The sequence below is a fragment of the Amycolatopsis sp. NPDC101161 genome, assembly GCF_044768185.1.
In the GTDB taxonomy this organism is placed as follows: domain Bacteria; phylum Actinomycetota; class Actinomycetes; order Mycobacteriales; family Pseudonocardiaceae; genus Amycolatopsis.
The window spans coordinates 146,184-161,920 of the sequence record NZ_JBIWPI010000005.1 but is presented as its reverse complement, the minus strand read 5'-3'; the positions used below and the strand labels follow the sequence as shown (position 1 = coordinate 161,920).

17 protein-coding genes are annotated in these 15,737 nt (G+C 72.4%); 12 read left to right on the top strand and 5 right to left on the bottom strand.

Going from position 1 to position 15,737, the window contains the following annotated elements; genetic code table 11:
• Positions 1-10: 10 nt before the first annotated feature.
• The 4 genes from ACIRSS_RS34390 to ACIRSS_RS34375 are packed head-to-tail and all read left to right on the top strand — an operon-like array spanning position 11 to position 2,789.
• Positions 11-610, top strand: coding sequence for a TetR/AcrR family transcriptional regulator (locus ACIRSS_RS34390; protein WP_400902338.1), 600 nt, complete (start codon positions 11-13; stop codon positions 608-610).
• Entirely contained in the window at positions 607-963 is a 357-nt protein-coding gene (locus ACIRSS_RS34385; protein WP_400902336.1) for a Glu/Leu/Phe/Val dehydrogenase dimerization domain-containing protein, read from the top strand. The genes ACIRSS_RS34390 and ACIRSS_RS34385 overlap by 4 nt, the downstream gene beginning before the upstream one ends.
• Positions 960-1,751 carry a hypothetical protein gene (locus ACIRSS_RS34380; protein ID WP_400902334.1) on the top strand — a complete coding sequence of 264 codons (792 nt, stop codon included), beginning with the start codon at positions 960-962 and terminating at the stop codon, positions 1,749-1,751. Before ACIRSS_RS34385 ends, ACIRSS_RS34380 begins: the two co-directional genes overlap by 4 nt.
• 15 nt (positions 1,752-1,766) lie before the next feature.
• On the top strand, positions 1,767-2,789 hold the full coding sequence (locus tag ACIRSS_RS34375; protein WP_400902331.1) for an LLM class flavin-dependent oxidoreductase: 1,023 nt from the start codon (positions 1,767-1,769) through the stop codon (positions 2,787-2,789).
• Here the strand turns inward: ACIRSS_RS34375 and kstD are convergent.
• Positions 2,786-4,501 carry a 3-oxosteroid 1-dehydrogenase gene (kstD, locus tag ACIRSS_RS34370; RefSeq protein ID WP_400902329.1) on the bottom strand — a complete coding sequence of 572 codons (1,716 nt, stop codon included), beginning with the start codon at positions 4,499-4,501 and terminating at the stop codon, positions 2,786-2,788. The two genes, ACIRSS_RS34375 and kstD, sit on opposite strands and share 4 nt — an antisense overlap.
• Before the next feature lie 178 nt (positions 4,502-4,679).
• Between kstD and ACIRSS_RS34365 the strand changes: the two genes are divergently transcribed.
• Both ACIRSS_RS34365 and ACIRSS_RS34360 read left to right on the top strand, forming a co-directional pair.
• The gene (locus ACIRSS_RS34365) at positions 4,680-5,369 is read left to right on the top strand and encodes an SDR family NAD(P)-dependent oxidoreductase (protein WP_400904001.1); all 690 of its coding nucleotides are present in this window, start codon (positions 4,680-4,682) and stop codon (positions 5,367-5,369) included.
• Positions 5,370-5,379: 10 nt separating this feature from the next.
• A complete protein-coding gene (locus ACIRSS_RS34360) occupies positions 5,380-6,105 on the top strand; it encodes a nucleotidyltransferase domain-containing protein (RefSeq protein WP_400902326.1) in 726 nt (241 codons plus the stop codon).
• Here ACIRSS_RS34360 and ACIRSS_RS34355 read toward each other — a convergent pair.
• Positions 6,102-7,382, bottom strand: coding sequence for a 6-phospho-beta-glucosidase (locus ACIRSS_RS34355; RefSeq protein ID WP_400902323.1), 1,281 nt, complete (start codon positions 7,380-7,382; stop codon positions 6,102-6,104). The two genes, ACIRSS_RS34360 and ACIRSS_RS34355, sit on opposite strands and share 4 nt — an antisense overlap.
• Entirely contained in the window at positions 7,379-8,122 is a 744-nt protein-coding gene (locus ACIRSS_RS34350; protein ID WP_400902320.1) for a DeoR/GlpR family DNA-binding transcription regulator, read from the bottom strand. The genes ACIRSS_RS34355 and ACIRSS_RS34350 overlap by 4 nt, the downstream gene beginning before the upstream one ends.
• A gap of 113 nt (positions 8,123-8,235) precedes the next feature.
• On the opposite strand from ACIRSS_RS34350, the gene ACIRSS_RS34345 reads away from it, so the two are divergent.
• The 5 genes from ACIRSS_RS34345 to ACIRSS_RS34325 all read left to right on the top strand — a co-directional run bounded on the left by ACIRSS_RS34345 (position 8,236) and on the right by ACIRSS_RS34325 (position 12,101).
• Entirely contained in the window at positions 8,236-9,264 is a 1,029-nt protein-coding gene (locus ACIRSS_RS34345; protein ID WP_400902318.1) for a PfkB family carbohydrate kinase, read from the top strand.
• Complete coding sequence (locus ACIRSS_RS34340) at positions 9,265-9,999, top strand: heavy metal-binding domain-containing protein (protein ID WP_400902315.1); 735 nt, start codon at positions 9,265-9,267, stop codon at positions 9,997-9,999. It abuts the gene before it with no gap.
• A 75-nt stretch (positions 10,000-10,074) separates the two neighbouring features.
• Positions 10,075-10,872, top strand: coding sequence for a heavy metal-binding domain-containing protein (locus ACIRSS_RS34335; RefSeq protein ID WP_400902312.1), 798 nt, complete (start codon positions 10,075-10,077; stop codon positions 10,870-10,872).
• Between the two features lie 9 nt (positions 10,873-10,881).
• On the top strand, positions 10,882-11,700 hold the full coding sequence (locus tag ACIRSS_RS34330; protein WP_400902309.1) for a heavy metal-binding domain-containing protein: 819 nt from the start codon (positions 10,882-10,884) through the stop codon (positions 11,698-11,700).
• Complete coding sequence (locus ACIRSS_RS34325; protein ID WP_400902306.1) at positions 11,700-12,101, top strand: hypothetical protein; 402 nt, start codon at positions 11,700-11,702, stop codon at positions 12,099-12,101. The genes ACIRSS_RS34330 and ACIRSS_RS34325 overlap by 1 nt, the downstream gene beginning before the upstream one ends.
• Here the strand turns inward: ACIRSS_RS34325 and ACIRSS_RS34320 are convergent.
• Positions 12,098-14,155, bottom strand: a complete 2,058-nt coding sequence (locus ACIRSS_RS34320) for a PQQ-dependent sugar dehydrogenase (protein WP_400902303.1) — start codon at positions 14,153-14,155, stop codon at positions 12,098-12,100. The two genes, ACIRSS_RS34325 and ACIRSS_RS34320, sit on opposite strands and share 4 nt — an antisense overlap.
• Positions 14,156-14,224: 69 nt before the next feature.
• Complete coding sequence (locus ACIRSS_RS34315) at positions 14,225-15,094, bottom strand: alpha/beta fold hydrolase (RefSeq protein WP_400902300.1); 870 nt, start codon at positions 15,092-15,094, stop codon at positions 14,225-14,227.
• Between the two features lie 64 nt (positions 15,095-15,158).
• Between ACIRSS_RS34315 and ACIRSS_RS34310 the strand changes: the two genes are divergently transcribed.
• Positions 15,159-15,734, top strand: coding sequence for a CGNR zinc finger domain-containing protein (locus ACIRSS_RS34310; protein ID WP_400902297.1), 576 nt, complete (start codon positions 15,159-15,161; stop codon positions 15,732-15,734).
• Positions 15,735-15,737 lie beyond the last annotated feature (3 nt).

The window sequence follows — 15,737 nt, the reverse complement described above, 5'->3', positions numbered from 1 at the left end:
CCGTTGCCCCATGAAGCGCAAGGAGGTCGCCGTCCGGCGGGAGGAGATCCTGCTCGCCGCGCTCGATCAGGTGCGGCTGCGGGGCATCGCCGGGGTGCGGGCCGCCGACGTCGCCCGGGCCCTCGGCGTCAGCACCGCGCTCGTCTTCTACCACTTCGGCACGCTCGAAGCCCTCATCATCGAGGCCTTCCGGCAGGCCGCCGAGCGCAACCTCGCCGTCCTGCGCGACGAGCTGGCCCGTCCCGGCCCGGCCGGTGAACGGCTGCGCGCCGTCCTCGTCCTCTACGGGCCGACCAAGCCCGCCTCCGGCTGGCACCTCTGGATCGAGGCCGGCGCCGCCGCGATGCGGGACGCCGAACTGCGGGACGTCGTCCAGCGGCTCGACCTGCGGTGGCGCGACGCCGTCGTCTCGCTGATCGTCGAGGGGGTCGCCGCCGGCGAGTTCCGCTGCCCCGACCCGCACGGGGCGGCCTGGCGGCTGACCGCCCTGCTCGACGGGCTCGCCGTGCAGTTCGTCGCCCGCGAGGGCACCGTCACCGCCGACGACTGCGCCCGGTGGGTCGAGCAGGCGCTGGCCCACGAACTCGCCCTGACCGCGGAGGTCCGATGACCGCGCCGGCGCTGCTCGAAGTGGCCTGGACCTACCCCGTCACCGGGTGCCGCGGATACCTGGTGATCGACCGGCTGGTCCGCGGCGTCGCCAGCGGCGGCCTGCGGATGCGCCGCGGCTGCACGCTGTTCGAGGTGCGCGGCCTGGCCCGGGGCATGACGCTCAAGGAAGGCCTCAACTACGACCCCGACGGCCGGTACGTCCCGCTCGGCGGCGCGAAGGGCGGCATCGACTTCGACCCGTACGACGAGCGCGCCCGCGACGTCGTCGCCCGCTACCTGCACGCCATGCGGCCGCTCATCGACCGCGTGACTGATCCGGCTAAAGCAGGCCGCGCCCAGAGCAGCACGTGACCGTTGCCTCGAAGGCCTTCGGCCGTGACTGCGGCCGGATCAGTCACGAACGGCACAGTATCGCCGAAATCAGCCTGCTCAGCTCGGTCCAGGCGGTCTACCCGCTGCTCGAAGACCACGACGCCGCGACCGAACGGCTGGCCGACGCGTTCCGCATCGAGGTTGGCGGCCTCGGGCTCGACGAGCTGGTCGGCGGCCTCGGCGTCGCCCAGGCCACGCTCACCGGCCTGGAGATGCTCGGGCTCGGCGGGCCGAACCGGGTGGTGGTCCAGGGGTTCGGGTCGATGGGCGGCGCGACCGCGCGGTTCCTCGCCGAGGCCGGGCTGCGGGTCGTCGGCGTCTCGGACGTGCGCGGCGTGGTGGTGAAACCGGAGGGCCTCGACGTCGAACACCTCCTGCGCCACCGCGACCGGTTCGGCGGCCTCGACCGCGACCACCTCCGGCCGGGCGACGAGCTCCTTCCGCCGGAGGCGTGGCTCGACGTCCCCGCTGAGGTCCTGGTGCCGGCCGCGATCTCGTACTGCGTCGACAGCGACAACCAGGCCAAGATCGGCGCGAAGCTCATCGTCGAGGCGGCGAACATGCCCGTGACGGCGGACGCCGAGGAGCTGCTCGCCGCCCGCGGGATCCGGGTACTGCCGGTCCGGACCCGGATGCGCGACCTCGTGACGGCGATGTTCGAACGCGCCACCCTCGACGGGCTCAGCCTCCGCGCGGCCGCCTTGCAGCTGTCGGAGCAGAACCTCGAGGCCATCCAGGCCCGCTTCGGGAACGAATCCACCCCCTAGATAGTTGAACGCTCTATGAAACTCGGCATCTACAGCTTCGGCGACCGCGCGCCGGACCCCCGCACCGGCGAGCAGCCGTCCGTCGCGCAGACGCTGACCAACACGCTCGAGCGGATCAAGCTCGCCGACGAGCTCGGTATCGGCTTCTACGGCCTCGGCGAGCACCACCTCGACCAGTACGCGATCTCCAACCCCGGCACGGTCCTGGCCGCCGCGGCGAGCGTCACCAATCAGATCACCCTCAGCTCCGCCGTCACCGTGCTGAGCACCGAGGACCCGGTCCGCGTCTACCAGCAGTTCACGACCCTCGACCAGCTCAGCCACGGCCGCGCCGAGCTGCTCGCCGGGCGCGGGTCGTTCACCGAGTCGTTCCCGCTCTTCGGCAACGACCTCGGCGACTACGACGAGCTGTTCGAGGAAAAGCTCGCCCTGCTCCTGCACATCGACCGCGAAGACCCGCTCACCTGGTCCGGCAAGTTCCGCCCGCCGCTGGAGAACGCGCGGATCCTCCCCCGCCCGTACGGCGACCACCTGCGCATCTCGATCGGCACCGGCGGCAACCCCGAGTCGTCGATCCGCGCCGGCCTGCTGGGCCTGCCCGTCGTCTACGCCGTGATCGGCGGCCGGCCGGAGCGCTTCGCCCCGCTCGTCGACCTCTACCGCCAAGCCGGGGAAGCGGGCGACCAGCAGGACCTGCACGTCACCATGAGCGCCATCGGCTTCATCGCCGAAAAGTCCCAGGACGCCAAGGAAACCTTCTACCCGTACTGGCTCGAGACGATGAAGTACGGCGCCAAGGCCCGCGGCTGGGCGGTCCCGACCCGCGGCGAGTACGACTCCTACACCCACAACGCGCAGGCGTTGTTCGTCGGCAGCCCGCGGGAGATCGCGGACCGGCTGATCACCGTCGGGAAGCTCACCGGCGCCGACCGGTACGCCCTGCAGATGGACTGGTCGGGCGTGCCGCACAAGGACGTCATGCGCGCCATCGAACTGCTCGGCACCGAGGTGCTTCCGTTGGTGGAAAAGGAATTCTAGACGTCGTTCCCGGCGACGAACCCGAACGTCATCGCCGGGCCGATGGTCGAGCCGGCGCCCGCGTAGCTGTGGCCCATCACCGCCGCGCTCGCGTTGCCCGCCGCGTACAGGCCCGGGATCACCGAGCCGTCGGGCCGGAGCACGCGGGCGCGGGCGTCGGTGCGCATGCCGCCCTTCGTGCCGAGGTCGCCGGGCACGATCTTGAACGCGTAGAACGGCGGTGCCCACAGCGGCGCCAGGCACGAGTTGGGCAGCACCAGCGGGTCCGTGTAGTAGTGGTCGTACGCGCTCACGCCGCGGTGGAAGTCACCGTCCATCCCGGACCAGGCGAACGTGTTGAACCTGTCCACTGTGGACTTCAACGCCGCTGGGGGCACGCCGATCGCCGAGCCCAGCGCCTGAATGCTCGACGCCTTGACCACCGCGCCCGCCGAGTACCACGCGTCCGGCAGCGGCAGCAGCGGCAGGGTGTCGCGGAACAGGTACTTGTTCCGGTAGTTCTGGTCGACGACGAGCCACGCCGGGATGTCCGGCTCGGCCGGGTTCTTGTCGTACATGACGTGCACGACGTCGCTGTAGGGCGCGGCCTCGTTGACGAACCGCTTGCCCGCCTGGTTGACGATCAGGCCGCCGGGCAGCGTCCGCTCGGCCAGGCAGAAGTACGGGTCGCCGGGGATCGGGATGGCCGGGCCCCACCACGCGTCGTCCATCAGGTCCAGCGCCGCGCCGGCCCGCTGCCCGGCGCGATGGCCGTCACCCGTGTTCTCCTTCGCGCCGACTGTCCACGCGGTGCCGATCGGCTGCCGCTGGTACTGCGCGCGCATCGCGGCGTTGTGCTCGAACCCGCCGGACCCGACGATCACTCCCCGCCGCGCCCGCACCAGCCCGTTCGGCGTGAGAACTCCCGTCACCGCGCCGTTTTCGACGTTCAGGTCGAGCAGCGGCGTGTTCAGCAGCACCGGGACGTTCGCCTGCTGCAGGCCGACCCGCAGGCCGGCGGCGAGCGACTGCCCCATGGTCAACGGCTTCTGCCCGGCCAGCGCGGCGGCCGTGCCGCGGGCGAGGCACGCGGCGGCGACCGCCGCGCCCTTCGCGTTGACCGCGGCCAGGTTCAGCCACTTGTAGTCGGCGCTGAACACCACCATCCCGGCCGGGGTGGCGAGGTACGGCGGGTTCAGGTTCGCGAGCTCGGCGCCGAGGAGGTTGCCGTCGAACTGGTCCGGCTCGATCGAGCGGCCGTTCGGCAGCCCGCCCGGCAGTTCGGGGTAGTAGTCGCTGTAGCCCTCCATCCAGCGGAACCGCAGCGGGCTGTTGGCCATGACGAACGCGATCATCTGGGGCCCGTTGCGCAGGAACGCTTCCTGCCGCGCGGCCGGGACGCCCGGCCCGACGACGGCGGCAAGGTACTGCGCGGCTTTGGCCGGCGTGTCCGGCACGCCGGCGGCGAGCAGCACCGGGTTGTTCGGGATCCAGATCCCGGCGCCGGAGCGCGCCGCGGACCCGCCGAACGTGGGCGCCTTCTCCAGCACGACCACGCTGAGCCCGCGCTTGGCCGCCGTCAGCGCCGCGGTCATCCCGGCGGCACCGGCGCCGACCACGACGACGTCGTACTCAGCGGTGGACGCGGCGGTCGCGAGCCCGGGCGCCATCGCGAGGCCCACACCCAAAGCGGTGCCGCGCAGGATCTGGCGGCGGGTCAGCTCGGCATCCATGGCGCACATCGTGTCGGTCCACTCCGGAAACTGGAACAGGTTCTACACGCTTGGAGCAGTGCGGTAGGCCACTGGTCCGAACCCATGACGACATTCGCCGCACAAGTTGACGCCGCCCTCATGTTGTGGCTAAGTTGAGCTTAGTCTCAATTTAATCCGAGGAGGATCTTTGCCCAAAGTGATCGCCGTCCTGGGGGTCGGCCCTGGGCTCGGCCTGTCCATCGCCCGCCGCTTCGGCCGTGAAGGCTTCACGACGGCGCTCGTCTCGCGCACCGACACGCGGCACGCGAGCTACCGCGAGTCCGTGGGCGGCACGACACACACCTACACCGCGGACGTGACCGACCCCGCCGAACTGGAAGCCGTTCTAGCGCGGATCGAGGCCGACGCCGGAGAGCTCGACACGGTGTACTTCGGCCCGGCGGACCTTTCCGGTCCCCGCCCCGTCCCGCTGACGGAAGCGAGCGCCGACGTCGTGCGCGCGCCGTTCGAGTCGATCGTGCTGCCGGCGGCCCGGCTCGTCGAAGCGGTCCTGCCGCGCATGCTCGACCGCGGCTCGGGCACGCTGCTCTTCGCGGGCGGCCTGAGCGGCAAGTACCCGATGCCGATGCTGGGCAGCCTCGCGCCGGCGTCGGCGGCGCTGCGCATGTACGTCCTGACGTTGCACGCGGCCCTGCGCGAAACCGGCGTCTACGCGGGCGCGCTGACGATCGGCGGCCTCATCGAGCGCGGCGACATCCACCGGGAGTTCACGTCCCAGGACCCCGGGTTCACGCCCGGGACGCTGAACCCGGACGACATCGCGGACACGGCCTGGTCGCTGTACACCGACCGCAAGGAAGCCGAAGCGGAGTTCACCGCGGTCTAGCCTGGGGATCATGTTCACCCCCGCGGACCGGACCCTGCTGCGCGACGCGCTGGTCGACGCGGCCCGGTCGGACGGGCGCGTCACCGGCGCCGCGCTCACCGGCTCGGCCGCGCTCGGCGCCGAAGACGCGTGGTCGGACATCGACCTCGCCTTCGCCGTCGCCGGCGACCCCGGGCCGGTGCTCGCGGACTTCACCGAGCGGATGTACCGCGAGCACGGCGCGGTGCACCACCTGGACGTCGTCTTCGAGCGGACCGTGTTCCGCGTCTTCCTGCTGGCGAACACCCTGCAGGTCGACCTCGCGTTCTGGCCGGCCGCGGACTTCGGCGCGACCACGCCGAAGTTCCGGCTGCTGTTCGGGACGGCCCAGGACCGCCCGGCGACCCCGCCACCGGACGCGCGCCGGCTGGTCGACCTGGCCTGGCTGCACGCCCTGCACGCGCGGTCGAGCATCGAACGCGGTCGCGGCTGGCAGGCGGAGTACATGATCAGCCGGGTCCGGGAGTACACGCTGGCGCTCGCCTGCCTGCGGCACGGCGTGCCCGCGGTCGAGGGCCGCGGCCTGGACCAGCTGCCCGCCGACGTCACCAGGCCGTTCGAAGCGACGCTCGTCCGTGAGCCGAGCGACGCCGGGCAGGCGTTCCACGCCGTCACCGAACTGTTCATCGGCGAAATCGAGCACGTCGACGCCGGCTTGGCTCGGCGGCTGGCGCCGCTCCTGCGCGAGATTTCCTAAGCCAGGTAAGCGAGTTCCGGGTGCGCGGCGGCGTAGGCGTCGAGCAGCCGCCGCGCCACGGAGACCGAGTCGACCAGCGGGTGCAGGGCGAACGCCCGCAGCGCCGCCGCGCGCGAACCCGTTGTCGCCGCTTCGATCGTCGCCCGCTCGACGGCCTTGACCGCCGTCACCAGACCCAGCGCGTGGCCGGGCAACGGCCCGGCGGACAGGGGCCGCGCGCCGTTCGCGTCGACCACGCACGGCACCTCGACGACCGCGTCCGCCGGCACGTCCGGGAGCGCGGATCCGTTGCGGACGTTGAGGATCAGCGTCGTGCGCTCGCCGTGCGCGATGGCCCGCATCAACGCCAGCGCGACGTGCTCGTAGCCGCCGCCCTCGAGATCGTCACGCTCTCCTTCGCGCGTCTCGGCCATGTACGTCGCTTCGCGCTCCAGCCGCGTGCGTTCCCACGACTCCAGCGAAGGTTCGGCGTAGAAGCCGCGTTGCTGCTCCAGCAGCTGCGCGCCGCGCGACGCGGAACTGCCGGCTTCGCGCGCGAAGTAGTAATAGTGCAGGTACTCGTTGGGCAACGCGCCGAGCGCGCGCAGCCACTCCGCGCCGAAGAGCTTGCCCTCCTCGAATGACTCCAGGGCTTCGGTGTCGGCGAGCAGCTTCGGCAGGACGTCCGACCCGCCGACCCGGACCGCGCGCAGCCAGCCCAGGTGGTTGAGCCCGGCGTAGTCGAACCACGCCGTCGCCGGGTCGATCCGCAGCGCCCGCGCGACGCGGCGGCACAGCCCCACCGGCGAGTCGCAGATGCCGAGCACGCGGCCGCCGAGGTGCGCGGCCATCGCTTCGGTGACCATCCCTGCGGGGTTGGTGAAGTTGATGACCCACGCGCGCGGCGCCAGCTCGGCGATCGTCCGGGCGAGGTCGACGGCGACCGGGACCGTCCGCAGCCCATACGCGATCCCTCCCGCGCCCACGGTTTCCTGCCCCAGCACGCCTTCCGCGTGCGCGACCTGTTCGTCCAGCCGACGGCCGCGCAGCCCGCCGACGCGGATGGCCGAGAACACGAAGTCCACATCGGACAGTGCGGCGCCCAGGTCGGTGGTGGTACGCACCCGAGGCGCGTTCGCCACGCCAACGGCCTGCTCGGCCAGGACCCGCTCGATCGCCGCCAGCCGCCCGGCGTCGACGTCGTGCAGGACCAGCTCGGTGACGCCGCCGTCGGCCAGCAGCGCACCGTGCACGAGCGGCACGCGGAACCCGCCGCCGCCGAGGATCGTGAGCCTCACCGCAGCACCTCGACGCCGGCTTCGCGCAGGACCGCGCAGGTCGGTTCATCGGCCCCGGGTGTCGTGACGACGACGTCGAGCGCGTCCGGGCCGCACACCATCGCCAGCCCGGTGCCGGGGAACTTGCCGGCGTCGGCGAGCAGCACCACGCGGTCGGCCGCGGCGACCATCGCGCGCTTGACCGGCACCTCGACGACCGTCGAGTCCATGACGTGCCCGTCGCCGCGGACGCCGCTGGTGCCCAGGAAAACGGTGCCGGCGCGCACCTGGCGCAGCGCGTCCTCGGTCAGGAACCCCACCATCGAGTGATAGCTGCGCCGGACCAGGCCGCCGAGCAGGACGAGCTGGACGTCGTCGGCGTCCTTGAGCTCTTCGTAGACGGCGAGGCTGCTGGTGATCACCGTCAGCGCCCGGTCGCGCAGGTGGCGCGCCAGCCGGTGCGCGGTGGTGCCGATGTCGAGGAGCACGGTGTCGCCGTCGGCGACCAGGGCCGCCGCGCGCCGGGCGACGGCGTCCTTCTCGTCGGCCCGCTCGGCGGCCACCCGGGCGAACGGCTCGTCGCCGGCCGCCATCGCCCCGCCGTAGACGCGGGTCAGCCGGCCTTCGCGGCCGAGCAGCACCAGGTCGCGGCGCACGGTCGCCTGGCTGACGCCGAGCCGCTCGGCCAGCACGCCGACCGGCGCCGGGCCCTCCGCGCGGAGGGCCCGCAGGATCAGCTCGTGGCGACGCTGGGGCAGCATGCGGGGACGATAGCAGTCAAACCCGCTCACCAGCCGATCGAGTTTGCGCAGGTCTTGCGCATTCCGCGCATCTGAAGCACGCTCGTGCGCATCCTCGATCCCCGGAGGCGCCCGTGCCGGAAGAGTCCGTACCCGACATCGATGTCTTCCTGTCCGGCCTGCTGTTCTTCGACCTGGTCTTCACCGGGCTCGAGCACCCGCCGGCGCCGGGCACGGAGGTGTGGACGGGCGGCATGGGCTCCGGGCCGGGCGGCATCGCGAACTTCGCGGTCGCGCTGAGCCGCCTCGGCCTGCGGACGTCGCTGGCGGCCGCGTTCGGCACCGACGTCTACGGCCGCTACTGCTGGGACGTCCTGGCCCGCCAAGAGCACATCGACCTATCGCGGTCGCGGCGGTTCCCGGAGTGGCACTCCCCCGTCACCGTCTCGCTGGCCTACGCCGGCGACCGCGCGATGATCACCCACGGCCACCCGCCGCCCGTCCCGGTCGCCGAGCTGGCCGGCTCGCCGCCGCCGAGCCGCGCGACCGTCGCGCACATCGGCCTCGACACCGCCGAGTGGGTCCACACCGCGCACCAGGCGGGCAGCCTCGTCTTCGCCGACGTCGGCTGGGACCCGTCGGAGACGTGGTCGGCGACGCTGCTCGACCAGCTGGCCTGCTGCCACGCGTTCCTGCCCAACGACGTCGAAGCGATGCGCTACACCAGAACGGACACCCCCGCAGCGGCGCTGGCGAAGCTCGCCGAGCTCGTCCCGGTCGCGGTGATCACCCGCGGCGCGGCGGGCGTCCTCGCGGTCGACGGCACCACGGGCGAGACGGCGGACATCCCGGCGCTGCCGGTGAACGTCCTCGACGCGACCGGCGCCGGCGACGTCTTCGGCGCGGGGTTCGTCGCCGCGACCCTGACCGGCTGGCCGCTGGCCGACCGGCTCCGCTTCGCGGGCCTCACGGCGAGCCTGTCGGTCCAGCACTTCGGCGGCGCGCTGGCCGCCCCGGGCTGGCACGAGATCGCCGAGTGGCACGCGCGCACCCGCCTGCCGGACTACGCGTTCCTCGACGACGTCCTGCCGGCCGAGACGATCGCCGAGACGTCCCGCCGCGGCCCGGTGACGCTCGGCTTCGGCGACGACAGCTGGCGCTGAGTGCACCCCCGCGCCGGCCGCTACACGACGTCGGGGCTGCGGACGTCCCTGCTGTCGGTGCCGGGCGCGGTGAGCGCCGAAGCGGTCGGGCTGCGGCCGGTCGGCGAGGTGATGGGCTGCGTGGTCTCGCAGTCCGAGGACGTGGTTTCGGGCCTGCGCCGCGGTTACGCGACGGCGATGGACCGGCTGCGGGAGGAAGCTTCGGCGCTCGGTGCGGACGGCGTGCTGGCGATCTCCTGCACGGTGACCGGCGTGCGCGCGACGGTCCGCGAGTTCGTCGTGCTGGGCACGGCGGTCCGGGCCGTCCGGGGCAAGCGCCCGGCCCGGCCGTTCACGACCGGGTTGCCCGGCCCGGACGTGGCGAAGCTGCTGTTGGCGGGCTGGGTCCCGGTGACGCTGGCGATCGGCATCGACGGCGGCGCGGCGTACGACCTGGCGATGACGGACCGGCCGGGCGCGGAGGCACCGATGCCGACGGACCTGGTGACGCGGGTCCGCGCGGCGGCGCGGGCGGAGTTCGGGGCGGCCGTGCGGGAGTCGGGCGCGGACGGCGGCCTGGTGACGTCGACGACGCTGCGCGCGTGGGCGTTGGGCAACACGGGAGCGGCGGCGGTGGCGAGCGTGTTCGGCACGGCGATCGCCCGCTTCGGCGACGGCCCGGCGGCCGGCTCGCGGCCGGTGGTGCCGCTGGCCGCGGACCCGCGCCGGGCCGGACCTTCCGGACATACCCCGTGATCACCCCGCGCCCGCCGTCCGCCCGCGCGAATCCGTGCCACGATGGGGTGGAGCCCGGTCGAAGGAGGTCAGCCAGTGCCCGATTGGGACGGTCGTGGCCTGCCGCCCGTCGCGCGGGCGCGCGTCGACCGCTTCGCCGCGTCCGGGCTCAAGACCTCGCTGCTCAGCGTGCCCGGCGCGGTCGGTGCCGAAGTCGCCGGCTTCACGCCCGTCGGCGAGGTCATGGGCTGCGTCGTGCAGCAGGTCGGCTGGACCGGCTTGGGCCAGTGGGCCACCGACCAGGTCCGGCAGATGGCGGACACGCTGCGCCAGGGCTACGCGACCGCGCTCGACCGGCTCGGCGAGGAAGCGCGCGCGCTCGGTGCGGACGGCGTGCTCGACATCCGGATCACGATCACTTCCCTCGACGGCGTGGCGCAGGAGCTCGTCGCGCTCGGCACCGCCGTCCGCGCCGAGACCACGCAGCGGCCGCGGCGCCTCTTCACCACCGACCTGCCGGGGCAGGACGTCGGCAAGCTGATGCAGGCCGGCTGGGTGCCGGTGCGGCTCGCGGTCGGCGTCGCCGCGCGCGGTGTGGTCGACTACAACATGCAGTACCAGACCAACGTCTGGGCCGGGAACACCGAAGTGGACGCCCCGACGAAGGTGGTCAACGAGGTCCGGGCCGCGGCCCGGGCGGAGTTCGCGCGCGCGATCCGCGACTGCGGCGCCGACGGCGGCATCGTCTCCGGCCTGCAGCTGCGGACGTGGCCGGTGCAGGAGCTCGCGGTCGTCGGCATCGCCAGCGTCACCGGGACCGCGATCGCCCGCTTCCACGAAGGCCCCGCCGCGCCGACCAGCGCGCTCAAGATCCTGCCGTTGAACCGTTCCTGAGGAGGCTTCGTGACCACCGCGGACCCCGCCGCGCAGCACATCCCCGAGGATGCGATGCGCCGGCTCGCCGAGATGCGACCGGGCTCGAAGACCAGCCTGTTCACGTCCGACCTGAGCGTGAACGAGTTCCTCCTCGTGCGCGAAGCCGGGTTCCGGCCGCTCGGGCTGGTGCTCGGCTCGAGCATCTACCACGTCGGGTTCCAGATGGGGCGGTGGAGCAAGAACCAGGAGCTGGACCGGCTTTCGCAGGCGATGTACCACGCCCGCGAGCTGGCGATGTCCCGGATGGAGGCCGAGGCGGACGTCCTGGGCGCCGACGGCATCGTCGCGGTCAGGCTGGAGATCGAGTTCAAGGAGTTCGGCAGCGACCTCGCCGAGTTCATCGCGATCGGCACCGCGGTGAAGGCCGACGAACCCGGCGAATGGCGCAACAACACGGGAAAGCCGTTCACCAGTGATCTGTCCGGTCAGGACTTCTGGACGCTGGTGCAGGCCGGCTACGCGCCGCTCGGCATGGTGATGGGCACGTGCGTCTACCACATCGCGCACCAGCGGTTCCGGCAGATGATGGGCAACATCGGCCAGAACGTCGAGATCCCGCAGTACACCGAGGCGCTGTACGACGCGCGCGAGCTGGCGATGTCCCGGATGCAGGCCGAGGCGGAGCAGCTGGAGGCGGAGGGCATCGTCGGGGTGCAGCTGCTGTCGCTGCCGCACCGCTGGGGCGGCCACACGACGGAGTTCTTCGCGATCGGCACGGCGGTCAAGCCGTTGCGCGCCGACCACCGCATCGCCAAGCCGCAGCTCGTGCTGCCCCTGACCGACTGATGGGCGGCGAGCTGGACTTCCACCTGGTGGCGGCGGCCCTGCGCACGGACCGCGCGGACGTCGAGTCCTACCACCGGGTCCTGTCCGAGACCCTGGGCGGCGCGCTGCCGCCGGGGATGGTCGAGGTGTCGCGGCACCGCACGTTCGCCGACCGCGTGGCCGGCCGCGAAGGGCAGGCGACGGCGGTACGCGTCCGGACGCCGGACCGGGTGCTGGTGCTGAGCGCCGGCAAGCACGGCGGGGTGGCGGCGGAGATCCACCAGGTGGTGCGGGGCGTGGTGATCAGCCGGAAGGAAGCCGCGGTCGACGACTGGCTGGCGGCGCTGGCCCAGGAGCTGACAGCGTTGGCGGAGAAGGACGCGAGAGCGCGTGACGCGCTCTCGCGCCTCCTCGGCGGCTAGGCCACCGTCACCAGCAGGATCTTGTTGTGGCTGTTGTGCGGCGTGCTGTCCTTGTCGCCGTCCACGCTGGTCGCCAGCCACATCTTGCCGTCCGGGGCCGGCTCCACCGTGCGGAGCCTGCCGTACGTCCCGTTGAAGAACGTCTGGAAGTTCGTCAGCGAGCTGCCGCTGATCACCGCGCGGTAGAGCCGCGTGCCGCGCTGGCACGCCACGTACAGCGCGTCGTGGATGATCGTGATCCCGCTGCACGATCCCTGCGCCACCGGGTACGTCTTCTTCGGCGCGATGAACCCCGCTGTGCCGCACGAACCCGACGTCCCCTCACACGACGGCCAGCCGTAGTTGCCGCCCTTCACGATCAGGTTCGTCTCGTCCATGATGCTGTTGCCGAACTCCTGCTCCCACAGCCGGCCCTGCGAGTCGAACGCCAGGCCCTGGACGTTGCGGTGCCCGTAGCTCCACACCGCGTTGTGGAACGGGTTGTCCGCCGGGATCGAGCCGTCCGGGTTGATCCGCAGCACCTTTCCGTTGGGGCTGCTGGTGTTCGACGCGTTGTCGCCGTTCTGCGCGTCACCCGTGCCGGCGAACAGGTAGCGGCCGTCCGGGCTGAAGCGCAGCCGGCCGCCGTTGTGGAACTTGTTGCGCGCGATGCCGCTCAGCAGGACCTGCTCGGTGCTCGTGGTCAGCGAGTCGGCGGCCGGGTCGTACTTGATCCGCACGATCCGGTTGTCGTTCGGCGAGGTGTGCATGATGTAGAGCCAGTGGTCGGACGCGTACGACGCCGGGTTGATCTCCAGCCCGGTCAGGCCGCCTTCGCCGTCGGTGCTCTGGACGTTCGGCACGGTCCCGATCGTCTTCTTCGCCCCCGTCTTCGGGTTCAGGTGGACGATGTCGTGCGCGTCGCGCTGGTTGTAGAGGATCGACCCGTCGGGCAGGGTCACCAGGCCCCACACGACGTCGTCGTCGGTGGCGACCTGCGTCGCCCCGCAGACGCCTTGCGACGGCGTGCAGCCCGAGCCGCCGGTGGTCGTGACGTCCAGGGCCGGCGTGCTCGGGTCGCTGAGGTTGCCGTTCGCGTCGACGGCCCGCACCTGCAGGTGGTACGTGGTGTTCGGGTTCAGGCCGCCGAGGGTGGTGCTCGCGGTGTCGGACGTCCCGACCTGGGTGCCGGAGTCGAAGATCCGGTAGCCGGTGACGCCGACGTCGTCGGTCGACGCGGTCCACGCGAGACCGATCGACGTGCTGGAGACCGAGGTGGTGTGCACGTTCCCCGGCACCGACGGCGGATTGTGGTCGTCCGACGGCGGTGTCTTCACCGAGAGCGTGCCGCTGGCCTGCGAGACGTTGCCCGCGGCGTCACGCGCGTTGACGTAGAAGCCGTAAGTGGTCTTCGGGTTGAGGTTGCCGCAGGTAGCCGTCAGGGCTCCGGTCGTGCTGGCGCAGAGCTGGCCGTCGCGGTAGACGTCGTAGCCCACGACGCCGCTGTCGTCGCTCGCCGCGGTCCACGAGATGGTCGCGCTGGTCGCGGTGACCGCGTCGAGCGTCGGCGTGCCGGGCTGCGTCGGCGGCGTGACGTCCCCGGTCGACCCGTAGACGCCGAACTCCTGCAGCGAATAGCCCTTCGACGCGTCGGTGCGGCAGCGTTTCGTGCCGTACACCCGGACATAACGACCGGTCCCGTCGAGGGAGGTCAGGTCTTCGACGCCGCCCTTCCCGGTGGTGGTCGCGTAGATCTTCGTCCACGTGACGTGGTCGGCGGAGGTGTCGATCTCGTAGGCGGTGGCGCAGGAAGCGTCCCACTGCAACCGGACACGGCTGACGTGCGCCGCCGCGCCGAGGTCGACGTAGATCCACTGTGGATCGACGCCGGCCGCGCTCGCCCAGCGGGTCGCCGAGTCGCCGTCGACCGCGTTCGCCGCCGGGCAGCACCCGCCCGACGACGACGCCGTCACCGGCTTTCCTTGTGACAAAAGGGAATCCGCGGCTCCCGCGGGGGTGATCGTCGCGGCGACCAGCGCGAGCGCGATCGCCCCCACGCGCATCCGTCTGCCCATTACCGTCCTCCATGAGTGCTGACGACGGCGGAGGTCGGAAAAAACCTTACGAGCGCGCCGACCGGCCGGTCAACCGGCATCCCGCTCAACGGGCAGCACCCGCCCGAGGAATCCCCGGATGTACCCGGCGATGGCGTCCAGGTGGGTCTCCAGCGCGAAGTGGCCCGAGTCGAGCAGGTGGATCTCGGCGTCGGGCAGGTCGCGGGCGTAGGCGCGGGCGCCGTCGGCGACGAAGATCGCGTCGTTGCCGCCCCAGACGGCCAGCAGCGGCACCCCGCTGGTCCGGAAGTACTCGTGGAACTTCGGGTACAGGCCGATGTTGTGGTGGTAGTCGGCGAGCAGCGCCATCTGGATCTCGGCGCCGCCCGGCCGGTCGAGCAGGGCCTGGTCGTGGATCCAGACGTCCGGGCTGACCAGCGCCGGGTCGGGGACGCCGTCGAGGTACTGCGCCTTCGTGGCCTCCAGGCTGACCATGCCGCGCAGGTCGTCCTCGGTCAGCGTGCCGGCGGCCAGCTTCTGCGGCAGGCCGGCGCCGAGGCCGTCGACGTAGGCGTTGCCGTTCTGCGTGACGATCGCGGTCACCCGTTCCGGGTTGCCGGCCGCGATGCGCAGGCCGACCGGGGCGCCGAAGTCCTGGATGTAGAGCGCGAAGCGGTCCAGGCCGATCTCGTCGAGCAGGCCGAGCGTGAGTTCGGCGAGCGCGTCGAAGGTGTAGGTGAACTCGGCCACCGGCGGCGCGTCGGACGCGCCCGCGCCGAGGTAGTCGGGCGCGACGACGTGGTAGCGGTCGGCCAGCGCCGGGATCAGGTGCCGGTACATGTGCGAGCTCGTCGGGAACCCGTGGAGCAGCACGATCGTGGGCGCGCCGGCGGGTCCGGCCTCCCGGTAGAACAGCCGGTGCCCGGCGACGGTGGCGAAGCGGTGGTGCACGGCGACCATCGGTCACTCCTCACGTCTCATGTTTATTGGCTTATTTATCCATGAGACGGCGTAGGCTGTCAACATGAAGGCCGGACTGAAGGAGGCGAACGTGGTCACTGCGGCACCCGGCGAGGAGCGCTCGCCCGCGCTGGCGCTGGTCAACACCCGCCGGCTGACCGCGGGCGGCGAGGTCGACGACCTGGCCGAGCCGCGAGCCGCCGCCGGGTGGCTGAGTCTGGCCGCCCCGCTCGGCGCGGACGACCTCCGCCGCGTCACGGACCTGCGGGCGGCGGTGCGCGAGCTGCTGGCGGCGGTGGCGGAGGACCGCGAGCCGGCCGCCGACGCCGTCGAGACGGTGAACGCGGCCGCCCGCGCCGACGCCGCCGCCCCGCAGCTCGCCTGGCCCCGGCGTGAATGGCGCAGCACGCGCCCGGGCACCGTCGACGAGGCGCTGGCCGCGCTGGCCCGCGACGCGATCGACGTCGTGACCGGCGACCTCGCCCCGCTGGTGCGCCCGTGCGAGGCGCACGGCTGCGTGCGGTTCTTCTTCCGCGAGCACGCCCGCCGCCGCTGGTGCTCGACGACGTGCGGTGACCGCGTCCGCGCGGCCCGCCACCAGCGGCTGGTGGTCGAGCGGCGCGAGACGCCGTCCGGGTAGCGT

Bases quoted from the DNA above. Each gene is read 5' to 3' on its own strand.
- ACIRSS_RS34390 (WP_400902338.1), top strand. From the start codon at position 11: ATGAAGCGCAAGGAGGTCGCCGTCCGGCGGGAGGAGATCCTGCTCGCC.
- ACIRSS_RS34385 (WP_400902336.1), top strand. From the start codon at position 607: ATGACCGCGCCGGCGCTGCTCGAAGTGGCCTGGACCTACCCCGTCACC.
- ACIRSS_RS34375 (WP_400902331.1), top strand. From the start codon at position 1,767: ATGAAACTCGGCATCTACAGCTTCGGCGACCGCGCGCCGGACCCCCGC.
- kstD (WP_400902329.1), bottom strand. From the start codon at position 4,501: ATGGATGCCGAGCTGACCCGCCGCCAGATCCTGCGCGGCACCGCTTTG.
- ACIRSS_RS34360 (WP_400902326.1), top strand. From the start codon at position 5,380: ATGTTCACCCCCGCGGACCGGACCCTGCTGCGCGACGCGCTGGTCGAC.
- ACIRSS_RS34350 (WP_400902320.1), bottom strand. From the start codon at position 8,122: ATGCTGCCCCAGCGTCGCCACGAGCTGATCCTGCGGGCCCTCCGCGCG.
- ACIRSS_RS34325 (WP_400902306.1), top strand. From the start codon at position 11,700: ATGGGCGGCGAGCTGGACTTCCACCTGGTGGCGGCGGCCCTGCGCACG.
- ACIRSS_RS34320 (WP_400902303.1), bottom strand. From the start codon at position 14,155: ATGGGCAGACGGATGCGCGTGGGGGCGATCGCGCTCGCGCTGGTCGCC.
- ACIRSS_RS34315 (WP_400902300.1), bottom strand. From the start codon at position 15,094: ATGGTCGCCGTGCACCACCGCTTCGCCACCGTCGCCGGGCACCGGCTG.
- ACIRSS_RS34310 (WP_400902297.1), top strand. From the start codon at position 15,159: ATGAAGGCCGGACTGAAGGAGGCGAACGTGGTCACTGCGGCACCCGGC.